Source organism: Pseudomonas sp. GNP013, assembly GCF_054343995.1.
On sequence record NZ_JBTGUT010000001.1, the window covers coordinates 225,753 to 242,395 of the forward strand.

The 16,643-nt window shown below is 64.7% G+C and carries 15 protein-coding genes; 6 read left to right on the forward strand and 9 right to left on the reverse strand.

All coding sequences use genetic code 11. The features are described from left to right. Positions 1-29: 29 nt before the first annotated feature. Positions 30-2,126 (forward strand): mechanosensitive ion channel family protein, encoded by a 2,097-nt coding sequence (locus ACXX81_RS01085; RefSeq protein WP_458571081.1) that lies wholly within the window; start codon positions 30-32, stop codon positions 2,124-2,126. A gap of 104 nt (positions 2,127-2,230) precedes the next feature. Here the strand turns inward: ACXX81_RS01085 and ACXX81_RS01090 are convergent, their stop codons facing one another. Beyond that, positions 2,231-6,481, reverse strand: a complete 4,251-nt coding sequence (locus tag ACXX81_RS01090) for an Lhr family helicase (protein WP_458571082.1) — start codon at positions 6,479-6,481, stop codon at positions 2,231-2,233. A 167-nt stretch (positions 6,482-6,648) separates the two neighbouring features. Between ACXX81_RS01090 and ACXX81_RS01095 the strand changes: the two genes are divergently transcribed. Next, positions 6,649-7,533 carry a sugar nucleotide-binding protein gene (locus tag ACXX81_RS01095; RefSeq protein WP_231423542.1) on the forward strand — a complete coding sequence of 295 codons (885 nt, stop codon included), beginning with the start codon at positions 6,649-6,651 and terminating at the stop codon, positions 7,531-7,533. A gap of 74 nt (positions 7,534-7,607) precedes the next feature. Here ACXX81_RS01095 and ACXX81_RS01100 read toward each other — a convergent pair whose 3' ends face one another. The 5 genes from ACXX81_RS01100 to ACXX81_RS01120 all read right to left on the reverse strand — a co-directional run bounded on the left by ACXX81_RS01100 (position 7,608) and on the right by ACXX81_RS01120 (position 11,592). After that, entirely contained in the window at positions 7,608-8,306 is a 699-nt protein-coding gene (locus tag ACXX81_RS01100; RefSeq protein WP_338478644.1) for an OmpW/AlkL family protein, read from the reverse strand. A 157-nt stretch (positions 8,307-8,463) separates the two neighbouring features. Continuing rightward, the gene (locus ACXX81_RS01105; protein ID WP_209985358.1) at positions 8,464-8,985 is read right to left on the reverse strand and encodes a DUF3299 domain-containing protein; all 522 of its coding nucleotides are present in this window, start codon (positions 8,983-8,985) and stop codon (positions 8,464-8,466) included. An 11-nt stretch (positions 8,986-8,996) separates the two neighbouring features. Further along, positions 8,997-10,262, reverse strand: coding sequence for an ABC transporter permease (locus ACXX81_RS01110; protein WP_231423541.1), 1,266 nt, complete (start codon positions 10,260-10,262; stop codon positions 8,997-8,999). A 1-nt stretch (position 10,263) separates the two neighbouring features. Next, positions 10,264-10,974: an ABC transporter ATP-binding protein gene (locus ACXX81_RS01115; protein WP_209985351.1), complete on the reverse strand. Its 711-nt coding sequence runs from the start codon at positions 10,972-10,974 to the stop codon at positions 10,264-10,266. Positions 10,975-10,980: 6 nt separating this feature from the next. Next, positions 10,981-11,592 carry a DUF2796 domain-containing protein gene (locus tag ACXX81_RS01120; protein ID WP_458571083.1) on the reverse strand — a complete coding sequence of 204 codons (612 nt, stop codon included), beginning with the start codon at positions 11,590-11,592 and terminating at the stop codon, positions 10,981-10,983. A 131-nt stretch (positions 11,593-11,723) separates the two neighbouring features. Here ACXX81_RS01120 and ACXX81_RS01125 point away from each other — a divergent pair, with 131 nt between their 5' ends. Further along, positions 11,724-12,068, forward strand: a complete 345-nt coding sequence (locus tag ACXX81_RS01125; RefSeq protein ID WP_322212032.1) for a hypothetical protein — start codon at positions 11,724-11,726, stop codon at positions 12,066-12,068. Here ACXX81_RS01125 and trxA read toward each other — a convergent pair. From trxA to ACXX81_RS01140, 3 genes are all read right to left on the reverse strand, one after another. Next, a complete protein-coding gene (gene trxA, locus ACXX81_RS01130; protein ID WP_209985342.1) occupies positions 12,065-12,937 on the reverse strand; it encodes a thioredoxin in 873 nt (290 codons plus the stop codon). The genes ACXX81_RS01125 and trxA overlap by 4 nt on opposite strands. A 150-nt stretch (positions 12,938-13,087) precedes the next feature. After that, on the reverse strand, positions 13,088-13,744 hold the full coding sequence (locus tag ACXX81_RS01135; protein WP_322212031.1) for a class I SAM-dependent methyltransferase: 657 nt from the start codon (positions 13,742-13,744) through the stop codon (positions 13,088-13,090). Further along, positions 13,741-14,196: a YbaY family lipoprotein gene (locus ACXX81_RS01140; RefSeq protein ID WP_003232489.1), complete on the reverse strand. Its 456-nt coding sequence runs from the start codon at positions 14,194-14,196 to the stop codon at positions 13,741-13,743. The genes ACXX81_RS01135 and ACXX81_RS01140 overlap by 4 nt, the downstream gene beginning before the upstream one ends. A 140-nt stretch (positions 14,197-14,336) precedes the next feature. Here ACXX81_RS01140 and nrdR point away from each other — a divergent pair, with 140 nt between their 5' ends. From nrdR to ACXX81_RS01155, 3 genes are read left to right on the forward strand one after another with little or no spacing between them, the layout of a single operon-like run. After that, positions 14,337-14,807, forward strand: a complete 471-nt coding sequence (nrdR, locus tag ACXX81_RS01145) for a transcriptional regulator NrdR (protein ID WP_003232491.1) — start codon at positions 14,337-14,339, stop codon at positions 14,805-14,807. Then, a complete protein-coding gene (ribD, locus tag ACXX81_RS01150) occupies positions 14,804-15,931 on the forward strand; it encodes a bifunctional diaminohydroxyphosphoribosylaminopyrimidine deaminase/5-amino-6-(5-phosphoribosylamino)uracil reductase RibD (RefSeq protein ID WP_458571084.1) in 1,128 nt (375 codons plus the stop codon). Before nrdR ends, ribD begins: the two co-directional genes overlap by 4 nt. A gap of 46 nt (positions 15,932-15,977) precedes the next feature. Further along, positions 15,978-16,640 carry a riboflavin synthase gene (locus ACXX81_RS01155; RefSeq protein ID WP_209985332.1) on the forward strand — a complete coding sequence of 221 codons (663 nt, stop codon included), beginning with the start codon at positions 15,978-15,980 and terminating at the stop codon, positions 16,638-16,640. Positions 16,641-16,643: the final 3 nt, after the last annotated feature.

The window sequence follows — 16,643 nt, forward strand, 5'->3', positions numbered from 1 at the left end:
TACAGACCCTTTCCCAGGAGCCCGGTGTTTTGCTGAATCTAAAGACTGCATGGCTACTCGGCGCGCTGCTGTTTTGCGGCAGCGGCGCACTTCAGGCGGCGGCGACCGCACCCGCCACCGCCCCCGAAGCCGAGGCCCCGGCCAAGCCGGAGTTGCTGGTGGAAGGCGGACTGCTCGGCGCGATCAGTTCCAGCATTGACGACGTGCAGCAGAAGCTCGACCTCAATCAGAACTTCATTGACGAGTGGCGTCTGCGCGCCGACCGCGCCGCCAACGAAGTCGGGCGCCTGGTCAATCAGACGTCAGCCCGCTCACCGTGGAGCGTGGCTGGGGATTTCCTGTTGTTGTCCGGCGTCTGGATCGGCGCCTTTAGCCTGTTGACCTTGCTGGGCCGGATGATGGTGCGACGCCTGGGCCAGCGCGCGTTTTTTGAACGGCGCGGGCGGTTGCTGGATGTGCTGGGCTACGTCGTGCCCTATACGCTCCCGGCGCTGATCTGCCTGCCGCTTACCCTGTACGTCAGCCATTTTCTCGCCACCTCCGTGGGGCGCGCGCTGGCGCTGTGCCTTGCCTACGCCACCAGCAGCGGCATCTTTTCCACCTCAATGCTGTTGTGCGTCATCGTCATGTTCAACGTGGGCCACAAGCGTCCGGCGGTGCAGATCATTTGTGACTACTGCCCCAAGCCGCTGTTCCTGATCGGCTTCCTCGCCGCCCTCAGCGATGCCTTGACCAGCCCGCAGATCGCCCGCCAGTTGGGCGGCAATATCACCAGCAGCATCGCGGTGTTCACCGGGCTGTTCGCCACGGTGATCTTTGGCGTGCTGGTGGTGCGCCTGCGCCGTCCGGTCGCCCACTTGATCCGCAATCGGTCGTTGGCCCAACGCATCAAGCACCCTGCGTTGCAGCAATCGCTGCGTATCTTCTCGGGGCTGTGGTACTGGCCGATCCTGCTGATGGTGCTGGTCTCGGCGATCAACCTGATCGGTGCCGGCGACGATAATCAGAAGGCGCTGCGTTGTGCGCTGTTCACCACAATCCTGCTGATCGGCACGGTGTTTCTCAGCACGGTGCTGCAACACCTGTTCAAGTCGCGCAGCCAGGTGGCGATCCAGCGCAGCAGCGCCTACAAGGAGCGCTTCCTCAGTTTGCTGCACGCGATCCTGCGCATCGCGATGGCCGTGGCGTTTATCGAAGTGCTTGGGCGTATCTGGGGCGTGTCGCTGTTCGAGTTCGCCGAGCGCAACTCGATCGGGCGCGCCATCAGCGACTCGCTGAGCAGCATCGGCCTGATCCTGCTGATGACCTGGCTGTTCTGGGTGGTGCTCGACACGGCGATTCAGGAAGCGCTCAAACCGCCGGTCAACAAACGCTCCAGTCGCCAGCCCAGCACGCGGGTCAAGACTATCCTGCCGCTGCTGCGCAATGCGGTGAAAATCATCCTCGTGGTGATCTGCGCGATCACCACCATGGCCAACCTGGGCATCAACGTCGCGCCGCTGTTGGCCGGTGCCGGTGTGGTCGGCCTGGCCATCGGTTTCGGCTCCCAGCAACTGGTGCAGGACGTGATCACGGGCCTGTTCATCATCATCGAAGACACCTTGTCGATCGGCGACTGGGTGGTACTCGACTCCGGCCACGCCGGCACCGTCGAAGGCCTGACCATCCGCACCCTGCGCCTGCGCGACGGCAAGGGCTTTGTGCATTCGGTGCCGTTCGGGCAGATCAAGGCGGTCACCAACCAGTCGCGACAGTTTGCCTACGCGTTTTTCTCGGTGCAGTTCACCTACGACACCGATGTGGACAAGGCCGTGGAACTGATCCATGAAGCGGGGCAGTCGATCCGCGACGACGCGTTCCTCAAGTACAACCTGCAAGGGCCGCTGGAAGTGTTCGGCGTCGATAAAATGGACCTCAACGGCGTGGTGCTCACCGCGCAGTTCCGCACCGTGTCGGGCGGGCAATATGCAGTCAGCCGCGCGTTTAACCAGCGGTTGAAGAAGCTTGTGGATAACTGTGACGAGGTGCATTTCGCGCAGACTTATCCACAGCAGGTGCTGTTGCCCAAGCGGGTGGGGCACGCTGAAGAGGTGGTGGAAATTACCGAGCCGCCGCGTAGCCAGTGAGGATGCTATCGGGAGCAAGCCCCCTCCCACACTGGAATGGGTTCACACATCGAACTATGTGAACCCAATCCAGTGTGGGAGGGGGCTTGCTCCCGATGAGGCCCTCAAGACCGCCCAAGCAACTTCTCCTGCACCGCCTGCTGATCCACCTCAACCAGCACCTGCTGCTTGCCGCCAACCATAACCGCCGCCGGCAACCCGTCGCGGTACACAATCCGATTGCCACTCACCGCCGGCACCTTGCTGCCCGGTAACAGCGTGCCCACCAGGTTCAGCGGGTCCGCCCCACACACCGCCACCAGGCTCCCGTCGTGCGCGCGCCGCCGTACCTCGCGCAGCAGAGGAATCGCCTCGGGCAACGCAAACTGCTCACCCGCCAAGCCGCTCACAAATCGCCCGCCGCGGATCTCCCCGCGCGCTTCCAGGCGGTGGAAGGTGCGCAGCAATTCGCGCCAGCTCGGCAACCAGTCCGCCTCGCGTTCAAGCAGGCGCCAGAACACCACGCCGTAGCGGCGCAGCAGCGTCATGGCCACATGTTCGAGGGTTTCGGCAGCGTGCGGGCCGGCGGCGGTGGGCGGGCGGCGGATCAAGGCCCAGCGTCCGGCATCGTCCATGCCGCCGATAAACGCACCGCGCCCGCGCCGGCTGCTGCGCGCCTGGCGCTTGCTGGCGGGCGTGGTCAGGGCGCGCAGCCCGGCAAAGCTGTCGGCATTCACCAGGCCCGCGCCCACCAGTTCCTGCAACACTGTTTCCAGCTCGCTGCGCAGCAGACGGGCTTCGTGCACCAGTTCATCAAAAAACAGCGCGCCGTGCTCGCGCAGGGCCAGGTGGACCTTTTGTGCCTTGGGCGACAGCGCGGTGCTGTCGACGGGGTCGGTCAGGCCGCTCCACAATCCTACCTGGCTGCGCGGCAACAGCACCACCGGCGTGCTGCGCAGGGCCATGGCGCCGGCCTTGTCGCTCAAGCGCATCCACACCAGCTTGCCGCTGCGGCACAACTCATCGAGCCAGGTGGAGGAATAGTCCTTGATGCGCGCACTGAGCAGGTCACTGTCCCAGGCCGAGGTGGCGGCCGCAAAGCCTTCGAACTGGCCGACGATCTGCGGCAACACCGCGCTGCCCTGGCCACGGGTGGCCTCGGACACGTGATGCCAGTCGAACAGAAAGCGCATGAAATCCTGCAGCGCCACCGGTTCGATTTCGCGGCGCAGGCGCTTGACCGTGTAGCGGTGAATACGCGCCAGCAGGTGCCGTTCGCACCATTGCTCTGCGCTGGCGCCGGGGCTGAAATGCCCGCGCAACACATAGCCTTCCTGCTCCAGCCGGGCCAACGCCTGGGTCACGGCGGCCACCGGCAACCCGATGGGCGCGGCGATCTCGATCACACTCAACGGACCAAAACCACCGAGGCGCGCACGCAGCACTTCGAGCACTGCGTCCTCGAAGGTCCAGGGCTCATCGAAGCCGGGCAATAACGGCAAATCGTGAGGATAAATCGCCTGCCAACAGCTCAGGCGTTCGACGGCGACCCACAACCCGTTGGGCAATTGATAGGCGCGCCCGGCCTTCGCCAGCGCGTTCAGCCACTGTGCCCATGGCGGCGTGACTTCGCTTTCGGCGATGCACGCCAGGCTCATCAGCGCTTCATGCATTTCGTCCGGGCCATGGGGCGTTGGCCAGGCCTCCTCACGCACGCCAGCAATGGCCTCGGCATCCAGGGCGCCAAGGTCGTCGGTGCTTTGCGGGTCGCTCCAGCGCCGGTTGAGCACGGCCTGGGTGCGGCGCTCTTCCAGCGGCGCATCGTCGAGAAAGGTGTAGGGCCGCGCGCTGAGAATTTCCGCCGCCATGGGCGAGGGCGCCGGCAAGTCGCGGCTGATCAGGCGCACCTCGCCGCGTTCCATGCGCCGCAGCAGGGCCAGCCAGGCGTCGCTGTCCATGGCTTCGTGCAGGCAGTCGTCGAGGGTCTGTTCCACCAGCGGGTGTTCGGGCACTTCACGTTCGCCGGCGAGGTTTTCCAGGCAGGCGATCTGGTCGGGAAACACGCTGGCGATCAGGTCTTCGCTTTTCATGCGCTGGATCTGCGGCGCCACCTTGCGCCCGCCGGTAAAGCGCGGCAATGCCAGCGCCACCCCGGCATTCCAGCGCCAGCGCACGCCGAACAGCGGAGCGTCCAGTACCGCCTGGATCAGAATGTGTTCGGCGCTGTGGCTGTTGAGGTAACGCCACACCTCATCCAGCTCAAAGCTGTGGCTGGTGGACAGCGACAGCACAATCGCGTTTTCACTGGCCGCCGCTTGCAGCTCGAAGTTGAACGTGCGGCAAAAACGCTTGCGCAACGCCAGGCCCCAGGCGCGATTCAGACGGCTGCCGAACGGCGTGTGAATGATCAACTGGGTGCCGCCGGACGCGTCGAAAAACCGCTCCATGATCAGCGTGTCCTGGGACGGTAATGCGCTCAGCGCCAGGCGCGCGCGGGCCAGGTAATCGAGGATTTGCTCGGCGCTGGCGCGGTTCAGGCCCAGGGTGCCGGTGAGCCAGTCCTGCGCCGGTTGCAGGTCGCCGGGGCTGGCGCCAAGCAGGCGGTCCAACTGGCCCTGCAAGCGTGCCACGGCGGCGGACAGCTCGTTGCTGCGCCCGGGCATTTCGCCGAGCCAGAACGGAATGGTCGGCGGCTGGCCATGGGCATCCTCGACCCGTACCTTGCCGGCTTCGACCCGCAGGATGCGGTAGGAGGTGTTGCCCAGCTGGAAGATGTCCCCGGCGATGCTTTCCACCGCAAAGTCTTCGTTGACGCTGCCGATGTTCAGGCTCTGGGGTTCGAGCAAAACGCTGTAGTCGGCGTTGTCGGGGATGGTGCCGCCGCTGGTCACGGCGGTCAGCCTGGCGCCCCGGCGACCGCGCAGGGTGCGGGTCAGGGCGTCGCGGTGCAGGTAGGCGCTGCGAATGCCCTGGCGCCCGTTGTAGCCCTCGGCGAGCATCTGCAACAGCGCCTGGTAGTGGCGTTCATCCAGCGCGGCGTAGGGCGCGGCGCGGTGGATCAGTGCCAGCAGGTCTTGTTCGGGCCATTCGCGGGCGCTGACTTCGGCAATGATCTGCTGGGCCAGCACGTCCAGCGGCGCGACCGGGATGTGCAGGGTGTCCAGTTCGCCACGGCGCACGCAGTCGAGCAGGGCGGCGCATTCGATCAGGTCGTCGCGGGTGGTGGCGAACAGGCGCCCCTTGGGCGTGCCGCCGACCTGATGGCCGGAGCGTCCAACTCTTTGCAAAAAACCGTTGATGGAGCCGGGCGAGCCGATCTGGCACACCAGGTCCACCTCGCCGATATCGATCCCCAGCTCCAGCGACGCGGTAGCGATCAGCACTTGCAACGCGCCGGCCTTGAGCCGTTGCTCGGCGTCCAGGCGCAACTCCTTGGCGAGGCTGCCGTGGTGCGCGGCCACGGCGGTCTTGCCCAGGCGCTCGCTGAGGTGGCGGGCCAGGCGTTCGGCCAGGCGCCGGGTGTTGACGAAAATCAGCGTGGTGCGGTGTTCGCGGGCCAGTGTCGCGAGGCGATCGTAGACTAGTTCCCAGACGTCATTGGCCATGACCGCCGAGAGCGGCACTGGCGGCACTTCGATGCCCAGGTCGCGCGGGCGGGCATGGCCGATGTCGACAATGGCGCACTCGCGCGCGGTGCCCACCAGAAACCGCGACACCGCCTCGATGGGTTTTTGCGTGGCCGACAAGCCGATGCGCGTCAGCGGCTCGGCGCACAGGCCTTGCAGGCGCTCCAGGCTCAGCGCCAGGTGGCTGCCGCGCTTGCCGGCGGCGATGGCGTGGATCTCGTCGACAATGACCGTGCGCGTGCTGGCGAGCATTTGCCTGCCGGAGTCCGAGCCGAGCAGCACATACAGCGACTCCGGGGTGGTCACCAGGATATGCGGCGCGCGTTTGCGCATCAACGCGCGGTCTTTTTGCGGGGTGTCACCGGTGCGCACGGCGGTGCGGATCTCCAGCGGCGCCAGGCCCTGGCGCTGCAACTGCGCGCTGATCCCGGCCAGCGGGTTTTGCAGGTTGATCTGGATATCGTTGGACAGTGCCTTGAGCGGCGACACGTACACCACCTGCGTCGCGTCCGGCAGGTGGCCGCCGTTGGCCAGGCCCTGTTGGACCAGGTCGTCGAGCACCGCGAGGAAGGCCGTGAGGGTCTTGCCCGAGCCGGTCGGCGCGGCGATCAGCGTCGAGCGCCGCTGGCGGATCAGCGGCCATGCCTGGGCCTGGGCGCCGGTGACTGCGGGGAAGGTGCTGCGAAACCAGGCGCTGACGGCGGGGTGGAAACCGTCCAATGCCCTGTCCGTTGATTCAGGAAGGTTCATGCAATGATTGATGCCACCGGCTCCAACAAGTTGCAAAGGCTTACTTTATCCGTGACGGTTGCGCTACAAACCCGCAAAATGCAACGATTCCGGCTACACCCCACGGTATGGCATACACGTCTGCCGACACTAACCATCGTTCCAAACAGACTGGGCCTGCACAATCTATGCGAATGCGCCTTATGTTACTGGGCGGCGGGAATGCCCTCGGGCAGGCGCTGATTCGCCTCGGTGCAGAGGAAGACATCGGGTTCCTCGCCCCCAAACCGCCCCAAGACGGCTGGGATGCCGCGAGCCTCACCCAATTGCTCGACGACACCCGTCCCGATGCATTGATCAACCTCGCCTACTATTTCGACTGGTTCCAGGCCGAGGCCGTCAGCGAAACCCGTCTGGCTGCTCAGGAATACGCCATCGAGCGTCTGGCCGAATTGTGCCAGCACCACAGCATCACCTTGCTGCAACCGTCCAGCTACCGCGTATTCGATGGCTCGCGCGCCACTGCTTACAGCGAAAAAGACGATCCAGTGCCATTGGGCCTGCGCGGTCAGGCGTTGTGGCGCATCGAGCAAAGCGTGCGCGCCACCTGTCCGCAACATGTGCTGCTGCGGTTTGGCTGGCTGCTGGATGACAGCGCCGACGGCACCCTCGGGCGCTTTCTGGCCCAGGCCGAAAAGCCGGGCGAATTGCCGATGGCCGATGACCGACGCGGCAACCCGACGCCGGTGGACGATGCCGCGCGGGTGATCATTTCGGTGCTCAAGCAACTCGATTGCGCAGCGCCTTTGTGGGGCACGTACCATTACGCCGGCCACGAGGCCACCACGCCGCTGGCGTTGGGCCAGGCGATCCTCACCGAAGCGCGCAACTTCCGTGCGCTGGCCATCGAGTCGCCCGCCGCCCAGGCCCACGCCGCGCGGCCGGACGCGGCGGACGAACCGCAGCACGCGGTGCTGGCCTGCAAGAAAATCCTCCACACCTTCGGCATCAAGCCCCGGGCATGGCGGGCGGGGTTGCCGGCATTGCTGGACCGGTTTTACCGGCATACCTGACACACCACACAACCCAAAGTGGGAGGGGGCAAGCCCCCTCCCACTTTGGTTTTGTGCTGTCTGTGAACGACTGCTTAGAACTTGTAGCCAATCCCCACCATGTACACCATCGGGTCGACATCCACATTGACCTTGGCCCGGGTGCCCTGGCCCAACGCGTTGTTATCCACTGTCGCCTTGGTGCTGATGTCGATGTAGCGCGCCTGGGCGTTGATCATCCACTTGTCGTTGATCATGTAGTCGGCGCCGATCTGCGCCGACCAGCCCCAGGAATTTTCCGCCTTGAAATTGCTGAAGCCAGCGTTGGAGGCGCGGCTGCCGACGTGCTCGTCGTAGATCCAGGTGTAGTTGATGCCCGCGCCGACGTAGGGTTGGAACGCTGATTTGTTGTCCAGCGGGTAGTACACGACGCTCAGGGTCGGCGGCAGGTGCTTGAGGGTGCCGAGCTTGCCGTTGGCAGCACCGAGGGCGGTGTTTTTGATTTTTACGTCATGCTCGAATGGCGTGGCCGCGAGCAGTTCGAGGCCGACGTGGTCGGTGAGCATGTAGGCGAAGTTCAGACCCAGCTGGGTATCGCTGCTCATGGTCGCCTTGCCGCCCAGGTTGGCACCGGCCAAGGGGCCTTGATCGACCTTGACGCTGCTGCTGTCGGCCTTCGGATTCACGGTGATCGCACCGGCGCGAATCAGGATGTCGCCCGCTTCGTGAGCCTGGGCGAGCGGGGCGGCGAGTGCCAGCGCGAAGAACGACGCGCCGAGCAGAGACTTGTTCATGGGAGCTCCAAAAGGACGTTAAAAGGTGTACGTCCAATGGTAAAGATCGTACCGCCCGATCTTTTGACTCAGCTCAATGAAAGGCGCTATGCGTGCATTAAAACGGTGGGAGGGGGCTTGCTCCCACCGTTGTTCGTTGGTGTGCTTGGGTGCGGGACTATTCCTGCAGTTCGTACAGGTAGATCTTCTCGGCATCCATCTGGTAACCGGCATCGGCCAGCTCACTGGACGACGGCTTGACCTGCATCGCGCCCTCGATCCAATAAGGCTGGTACAGCTCATCGAGCTTCACGCCGACTTCGCTTTTCACATGCACGATCTGGTTCGACGGCGGCGGCGGCACGTGGATGCACGCGCCGAAATACGGCACCAGCAAGAACTCGGTGGTGCGGCCTTCTTCGCTGACTTCCAGTGGCACGATATAGCCCGGCAGGCGAATGTGCTTGCCGTCCAGGCTCTGCACCACCGGCGCGTTGGGCAGGTCCTGCTTGGCGGCGGGCGCGGCCTCGACGGACAGGGCATCGGCCATGTTCGACAGGTCGTGCAGCGGTTTCATATTGGGGATTTCCGGCGGCGCGTCCGGCGGGATCATCTCCTGCCAGGACAGATCCCTGGGCTGGTCCTGCGCCCAGACGGGCACGCTGATCAGCAGCAAGCATGCAAACAGGGCACGACGCATCAAAGCCTTCCTCATAAACGTATGGACAGGCCATCGGCCAGGGATTGTCGGTAAGCGCGCCAGGCCGGCACGCTGCCCATCAACAACGCCGCGGCGAGAATACCCGCCAGCAGGGTCCATTCATATTGGCTTGGCCAGGACATCGGCAGGTCCAAACCGTAATTGGCCTGCAGGTACCCGCGAGACGCGGCGATGCACACGTACAGCAAGCCGACGCCGGCGATCACTCCGGACAAGGCCAGGGCGAACGCTTCGAAAATCAGCAGGGTTGCGATATGCCAAGGCCGCGCGCCCACCGAGCGCAAAATCGCCATTTCGCGGCGGCGCTCGTTGAGGCTGGTGAGGATTGCCGTGAGCATGCCGATCAAACCGGTCAGTACCACGAACAGCGAGATCACGAACAACGCCTTTTCGGCGGTGCCCATCATGCTCCACAGCTCTTGCAGTGCGACGCCGGGCAGGATCGCCAACATCGGCTCGCCACGGAACTCATTGATCTCCCGTTGCAGGGCGAAGGTGGAGATCTTGTTGTTCAGGCCCAGCATGAACGCGGTGATCGCCTGCGGGGTGAGGTCCATATTGCGCGCCTGATCGGCACTGATGCGGCCTTTGCCCTGGGCCGGCACGCCGTTGTGCCAGTCGATATGGATCGCTTCCATGCCGCCCAGGCTGATGTGCAGCGTGCGGTCGACCGGCGTGCCGGTGCGCTTGAGAATGCCGACCACGGTGAAGGGTTTGTCGTCGTGCTTGACCAGGCTGACCACCGCCACGCCGTGGGCCAGCACCAGTTTGTCGCCCAGTTTGTAGTGCAGTGCGTCAGCCACTTCGGCGCCCAGCACCACTTCGAACGGGTCAGTGGCGAAGGCGCGGCCGCTGGCCAGTTCCAGGTTCTGCTTGCGGCCGTACTGGTAGTGCTCGAAGTAGGATGAGTTGGTGCCCATCACGCGGTAGCCGCGATGGGAGTCGCCGAGGGAAATCGGGATCGCCCATTTCACCTGCGGGCTGGCGGCGAAGTGCTCAAAGCTGTCCCAGCGGATGTTGTTGGTGGCGTTGCCGATGCGAAACACCGAGTACAGCAGCAGGTTCACCGAACCCGAGCGGGCGCCGACAATCAGGTCGGTGCCGCTGATGGTGCTGGCAAAGCTGTTGCGCGCCTCGACCCGCACGCGCTCCACGGCCAGCAGCAGGCACACGGAAAGCGCGATGGCGAAAGCGGTGAGCGTCGCGGTGAAGCGGCGGTTAGCCAGACTGGCCATGGCTAGACGGAACAGATACATCTCAAACCTCTGCGGGCATGGCGGCGCGATTGAGTTCGGCCAGCGACAGGTTGCGGTCGAACAGCGGCGCCAGGCTCTGGTCATGGCTGACGAACAGCAGGCTGGCGCCGGCGTCGCGGCATTCGGCGAACAACAGCTGAAGGAACGCCTCGCGGGCGTCGTAGTCCAGGGCCGAAGTGGGTTCGTCGGCGATCACCAGTTCCGGCTGGCCGATCAGCGCCCGGGCGGCGGCCACCCGTTGCTGCTGACCGATGGACAGCGAGTCGGCGCGGCGTTCCAGCAGGTCTTTATCCTTGAGGCCCAGGTGCGCGAGCAGGGCGGCGGCGGCCTTGTCCACACTGCCGTGGCGCTGCCTTGCCCGCTGCGCGCGCACGTTGGAAAAGTGGCAGGGCAGCTCGACGTTCTCGCGCACCGACAAAAACGGCAGCAGGTTGAACTGCTGGAAGATATAGCCGGTGTGGTCGACGCGAAAGCGGTCGCGGGCGCCGGCCGAGAGTTCGGTCAGTTCCTGGCCGAGCAGGCGAATGCTGCCCTGGCTGGGCTTCTGCACACCGCCGAGGAGCCCGAGCAGGGTGGTCTTGCCACTGCCGCTGGGGCCTTTGAGAAACAGGGTTTCCCCGCGTTCCAGGCGAAACGCGGGGATGTCCAGCAACTGCGGGTGACCGGGCCAGTTGAAGCTCAGGTCAGACAGTTCGATCAAGGCGTGGGTCATGGGCAATCAGAACTTCAGGGTGGTTGCTGTGGCCGTTGCGTCGACCCCTTGTTGGCCGCTCGGGCCGATCAGTTGTACCTGAATTTTTTTGGTGGCGGGGAAGGTCTTGAACACCTGGCTCAGGTCCAGGTTGCTCAGCGCCGTCGGCGTGGCGCAGGTGAACTGGTAGTGCGCGTGGATTTCGCTGTGGTCGTGGTGATGTTCGTGGGCCGCTGCGCCCTTGCCGTCGGTGGCGTGGTCATCAGCATCATCGTCATCGTCGTGATCGGCTTCAGGCTTGTCGCCAAACAACGGGCTGTTCAGTTCCTGGGTGCTCACTGCGCAGCCGGCGGCCTTGGGCAGGTTGAACAGCGCCAGTGGGTTCTCCAGCTGCTTGCGCGCGGCGGCGACCTTGGCCTTGTCGGCGGCGGTGGTGGCCAGGTGTTCGAAACCCACCAGGTTCATCGCCGGGCTTTCCAGCTCAAGCTCCAGGGTCTGGCCATCGAGCACGGCGTTGAGGCGGCCCACGCCATGTTCATGGGCGCCGAGGCTGCCGTGTTCGTGGTCATGATCTTCATGGGCATGGGCCACGGCCAGTGGCAGCAGGGCAAACGGCAAAGCGAGCAGCAGACGGTGCATGGGAAGGCTCCAGAACATGAAAGGTTTGTTATGTGATCTTATAACAATAGTGGCGAGAGTTTGACCGCGCGCTTGGCGTTGCGCAAGCCGCATGGGAGCATGCCCGTCAGAAAAAATGCAGGAGAAAGACGATGTTGCGAATTCGTGGAACCGTCGGCGACCTGCCGGTGGACTTGACCCTGGAGCTGGACGACGGCGACTGGGCACGGCTGGGCGCGCAATTACAGACCGCTCCGGCGCCGAGTACGCCGGCTGCGGTGCCGCCGGTTAAACAGGATGACGACCTGTGGCAGAACGCCCAGGCGCTGTTGCGCAAGGCCGGGCAGTTAAGCGGCCTGGAATTGCTTGATCAACTGGACGGTTTGGCCGGTGATGCCGCGACGGGCAAGCGCCTGCTGGTGCGCCTGCGCCATAGCGCCAGCGTCAAGGTGAGCAGCGGCGGGGATACACCGCTGTTTCATTGGGTCGGCGATTAATACAGCGCGGCGAATAACTTGCGGCGGTACACGGTCACCAGCGGGTGTTCATTGCCCAGCAACTCGAACACTTGCAGTAGGGTCTTGTGCGGCAGGCCTTCGCTGTAGCTGCGGTTGCGGATGAACAGCTTGAGCAGGCCTTCGAGCGCCGCGTCGTATTGCTGGCGCGCCAGTTGTTGAATGCTCAACTGGTAGGCCGCTTCGTCGTCTTGCGGGTTCTGTGCCAGACGGCTTTTCAGGTCGGCGGCGTCCGGCAGGTCGGCGGCCTGGCGCAGGAAGGTGATCTGTGCCTTGGCGCCGGCAAGGGCGGCTTTGTGATCGTCGCCGCTGACGGCGTCCAGCACGGCCTGGGCTTCGCCCAATTCACCGCGTTCGGCCAGGCAGCGCGCATACAGGATCAGCGCGGCAGCGTTGGTATTGTCTTCACCGAGCAGCGTCACCAGCAGGGCTTCGGCATCGCTGATACGGCCTTCGGCAAACAGCGCCTGGGCCTGCTCCAGCGGGTCCGCCGCCGCCGGTGGCGGCATCTGCACGTGGGGCTCAAGCATCGCGCGCACCGCCGATTCCGGTTGTGCCCCGGCAAACCCGTCCACCGGTTGGCCATCCTTGAACAGCACCACCGTCGGCAGGCTTTGAATGCCGAAACGCGCGACGATGTCCGGCTGCGCCTCGCAATCGACCTTGGCCAGCAACAACTCACCCCGATAACTCTCGGCGATCTGCGCCAGCATCGGCATCAACGCCTTGCACGGCGCACACCACTCGGCCCAGAAATCCACCAGCACGGGTTTTTCGAAAGAATTCTGAATCACCGCCTGTTCGAAGTTGGCGGTGGTGACGTCGAAGATGTATGGGGAGGGTTCACTCATGGGGCGTCTCGAATAAAGCGGGAATGATGGCAACTATAAGGGCTGGCGCCATTGGCTGAAAGCGCAGTGCATGCAAGACGCTATCGCAGGCAAGCCAGCTCCCACAAAAGAATGCGGCCACCTGTGGGAGCGGGCTTGCCCGCGATGGCCTCAAGCGCGCCGCGAATGGTACAGGCTCACCCTGCGAAACTCCCAAGGCTCGGCCAGGTCCGGCAGTGTCAGCGCGTCAAGGATCTCCAGTCGCCGGTAATCGGCATGCTGAAAGTCCCGCACCCGCGAATCCGCCACCAGTGCTTCCCGGCCTCGGGTGAGGAAGTGATCCAGCAGCGGCAGGTTGGCGCGGTCGTACAGCACATCGGCGACGAGGATCAGATCGAACCGATCGGTTTCGGCAAAAAAGTCCGCCGAATAACCCAGTTCCACGCCGTTGAGTTCGGCATTCGCCCGGCAGGCCGCCAGTGCCAGCGGGTCCAGGTCGCAGGCCACCACTTCCAGCGCGCCCGCTTTGGCCGCTGCAATCGCGGCCACACCGGAACCGGCGCCAAAGTCCAGCACGCGCTTGCCCTCGACCCACTGCGGATTCGCCGCCAGGTAGCGCGCCAACGCCAGGCCGCTGGCCCAGCAAAAGCTCCAGTACGGCGGCTCATGGAGGATGCGCCGGGTTTCTTCCTGGCTGAATGCGCGGTCCATATTGTCGGCGTCCAGCAGCCACAGCGACAGCGCGGTGCCCGGCAGCGCGCAGGGCAGCAGTTGCGCGTCACCGATCAGTTCGCTCAAGGCGCGTTGCAGGTCCAGCGGTGCAATCATGGCGCCTTGACGAGTTGCAGGGGGCCGGTGGTCTGGGTGATCGCCTGGGTGATGCGCACGGCGGGCAGGTGCAGGATCAACTGGCCGGACTGGCTGGCGCGGCCACGCAATTCAACCCGTGCACCGGCCGGGAAGGCCTCGGGGTTAAAGCGCAGGCGGAAGGCCAGGGGTTTGCCGTTGCCGGTCAACACGCTGCTGGCGAGCAGTTGTTGCGGGCGCGAACGTTCGTCGATCACCAGCAGGGCCATCTCGACTTCGGCGCCGGCCGGCACGTTGGTCAGGTTGCCGCTGATTTCACGCTGATAGGCGGGCAGGGGGCCGACCTCTTCAATGCCCGGCACTTTTTTCTCCTGCGCGGGCGCAGGCACCGGTGCGGCGGGCTTGGGGGCTTCGCTGCTGCAGGCGACCAGAAAACCGAGCAGAGTGAGCAAAACAAGTGGTCGTAACTGCATGTACAGCTCCAGAAAGGACTAAATCCGTGACGTGAAAGGTAACAAACATATAAGCCTGCCTATATACCGTAAAGGCTATGGCTTGTCTTGCCACGGGGATGCGCTACCATGGCCCTCCCATTTTTTGTTGCCTGCCAACCATGCACTGTCCCTTCTGCGGTGCCAACGACACCAAAGTCATTGATTCGCGTCTGGTCGCCGAGGGCGATCAAGTGCGTCGCCGGCGCGAATGCCTGGCGTCTGGCTGCGGTGAACGTTTCACCACCTTTGAAACCGCCGAACTGGTATTGCCCCGTCTGATCAAGTCCGACGGCAGCCGCCAGCCTTTCGACGAAGACAAACTGCGCGCCGGTATGCAGCGCGCCCTGGAAAAACGCCCGGTGAGTGTCGAGCGCCTGGAAGCGGCGCTGGTGCACATCAAGCACAAGCTGCGTGCGACCGGCGAGCGCGAGGTCAAGAGCCTGGTGGTGGGCGAACTGGTGATGGGCGAGCTGCAAAAGCTCGACGAAGTCGCCTATATCCGTTTCGCCTCCGTGTATCGACGCTTCCAGGACCTCAACGAGTTCCGCGAAGAGATCGACCGCCTGGCGCGTGAGCCGTCCAAACAATGAGCAATGAACAGGCTGTGCTCGACGCTCATTACATGGCCCGCGCCCTGGAACTTGCGCGCAAGGGCCTGTACACCACCCATCCCAACCCCCGCGTGGGTTGCGTGATCGTGCGTGACGGGCAGATTGTCGGCGAAGGCTGGCATGAGCGCACCGGCGAACCCCATGCCGAACCCAACGCCCTGCGCGCCGCAGGTAGCAAGGCGCGCGGCGCCACGGTGTACGTCACTCTCGAACCCTGCAGCCACCACGGCCGCACGCCGCCCTGCGCCGATGCGCTGGTGACGGCCGGCGTCGCGCGGGTTGTGGCCGGCATGCAGGACCCCAATCCGGAAGTGGCCGGGCGCGGCATGCAGCGCCTGGCGCAGGCCGGTATCGAGGTGCGCAGCGGTGTGCTGGAAGCCGAAGCGCGGGCGCTTAACCCCGGCTTTCTCAAGCGCATGGAACATGGCCTGCCGTTCGTGCGGGTGAAGCTGGCGATGAGCCTGGACGGGCGCACCGCGATGGCCAGCGGTGAAAGCCAATGGATCACCGGCCCCGCCGCCCGCGCCGCCGTGCAGCGCCTACGCGCCCAGGCCAGTGTGGTGCTGACCGGCGCCGACACGGTGCTGGCCGACGGTGCGCGCCTGACCGTGCGCGCCGCCGAACTCGGCCTCGATCCCGAAACCACCGCCCTGGCCATGTCGCGCCCGCCGTTGCGCGTGCTGATCGACGGCCGTCTGCGCGTGCCGCTCAATTCGCCGTTCTTCAAGGCCGGCCCGGCGCTGGTGATTACCTGCGTCACCGCGCAAAACCAGTTCCCCCGTGGCCCCGAATGCCTGGTGGTGCCGGGCGTGGAGGGGCAGGTCGACCTGCGCTCGGCGCTGGTGGCCCTGGCAGCCCGTGGCGTCAACGAGGTGCTGGTGGAAGCCGGGCCAAGCCTGGCCGGTGCATTTGCCCGGCAGGGCCTGGTGGACGAATACGTGATTTTCGTCGCCGGCAAGTTTCTCGGCTCCGCCGCCCGGCCGTTGCTGGACTGGCCGCTTGAGCAACTGGCCGACGCCCCCCAACTCAAGATCACTGACATGCGCGCTGTGGGCGACGACTGGCGAGTCACTGCCATCCCTGTGCCAGCAGCGAGCGTATAATTCTGACCGGGCTCAGGCGCCCGTCCCCCGTTTTCAGGAGAACGACATGTTCACCGGCATCATCGAATCCATCGGCAGCATCCGCGCAATGACCCCCAAAGGCGGCGATATCCGCTTGCTGGTTGAAACCGGCAAGCTCGACCTGGGCGACGTCAAACTGGGCGACAGCATTGCGGTGAGCGGCGTATGCCTCACCGTCGTTGAACTGCCGGGCAATGGCTTTGCCGCCGATGTGAGCCGCGAAACCCTGGACTGCACCGCGATGAGCGACCTCAAGGCCGGCAGTCCGGTGAACCTGGAAAAAGCCCTCACGCCGACCACGCGTCTGGGTGGCCACCTGGTCAGCGGCCACGTCGACGGCGTCGGCGAAGTGGTCGCGCGCAGCGAAAACGCGCGGGCCGTGGAGTTTCGCATCCGCGCGCCCAAAGAGCTGGCCAAGTACATCGCCCACAAAGGTTCGATCACCGTGGACGGCACCAGCCTGACCGTTAACGCCGTGAATGGCGCCGAGTTCGAGCTGACCATCATTCCCCACACCCTCAGCGAAACCATCATGGCGTCCTACCAGCCGGGCCGCCGGGTGAACCTGGAAGTGGACTTGCTGGCCCGTTACCTGGAGCGCCTGTTGATGGGCGATAAGGCCGCAGAGCCCACCGGCAGTAACATCACCGAAAGTTTTTTGGCCGCCAACGGCTACCTCAAATCCTGACCA

What these genes read in the sequence shown, in the direction of transcription:
- ACXX81_RS01140 (WP_003232489.1), bottom strand. Translation starts at nt 14,196, where the DNA reads ATGCAGTTACGACCACTTGTTTTGCTCACTCTGCTCGGTTTTCTGGTC.
- nrdR (WP_003232491.1), top strand. Translation starts at nt 14,337, where the DNA reads ATGCACTGTCCCTTCTGCGGTGCCAACGACACCAAAGTCATTGATTCG.
- ACXX81_RS01105 (WP_209985358.1), bottom strand. Translation starts at nt 8,985, where the DNA reads ATGCGTCGTGCCCTGTTTGCATGCTTGCTGCTGATCAGCGTGCCCGTC.
- ACXX81_RS01090 (WP_458571082.1), bottom strand. Translation starts at nt 6,481, where the DNA reads ATGAACCTTCCTGAATCAACGGACAGGGCATTGGACGGTTTCCACCCC.
- ACXX81_RS01095 (WP_231423542.1), top strand. Translation starts at nt 6,649, where the DNA reads ATGCGAATGCGCCTTATGTTACTGGGCGGCGGGAATGCCCTCGGGCAG.
- ribD (WP_458571084.1), top strand. Translation starts at nt 14,804, where the DNA reads ATGAGCAATGAACAGGCTGTGCTCGACGCTCATTACATGGCCCGCGCC.
- ACXX81_RS01120 (WP_458571083.1), bottom strand. Translation starts at nt 11,592, where the DNA reads ATGCACCGTCTGCTGCTCGCTTTGCCGTTTGCCCTGCTGCCACTGGCC.
- ACXX81_RS01115 (WP_209985351.1), bottom strand. Translation starts at nt 10,974, where the DNA reads ATGACCCACGCCTTGATCGAACTGTCTGACCTGAGCTTCAACTGGCCC.
- ACXX81_RS01125 (WP_322212032.1), top strand. Translation starts at nt 11,724, where the DNA reads ATGTTGCGAATTCGTGGAACCGTCGGCGACCTGCCGGTGGACTTGACC.
- trxA (WP_209985342.1), bottom strand. Translation starts at nt 12,937, where the DNA reads ATGAGTGAACCCTCCCCATACATCTTCGACGTCACCACCGCCAACTTC.
- ACXX81_RS01155 (WP_209985332.1), top strand. Translation starts at nt 15,978, where the DNA reads ATGTTCACCGGCATCATCGAATCCATCGGCAGCATCCGCGCAATGACC.
- ACXX81_RS01100 (WP_338478644.1), bottom strand. Translation starts at nt 8,306, where the DNA reads ATGAACAAGTCTCTGCTCGGCGCGTCGTTCTTCGCGCTGGCACTCGCC.
- ACXX81_RS01135 (WP_322212031.1), bottom strand. Translation starts at nt 13,744, where the DNA reads ATGATTGCACCGCTGGACCTGCAACGCGCCTTGAGCGAACTGATCGGT.
- ACXX81_RS01110 (WP_231423541.1), bottom strand. Translation starts at nt 10,262, where the DNA reads ATGTATCTGTTCCGTCTAGCCATGGCCAGTCTGGCTAACCGCCGCTTC.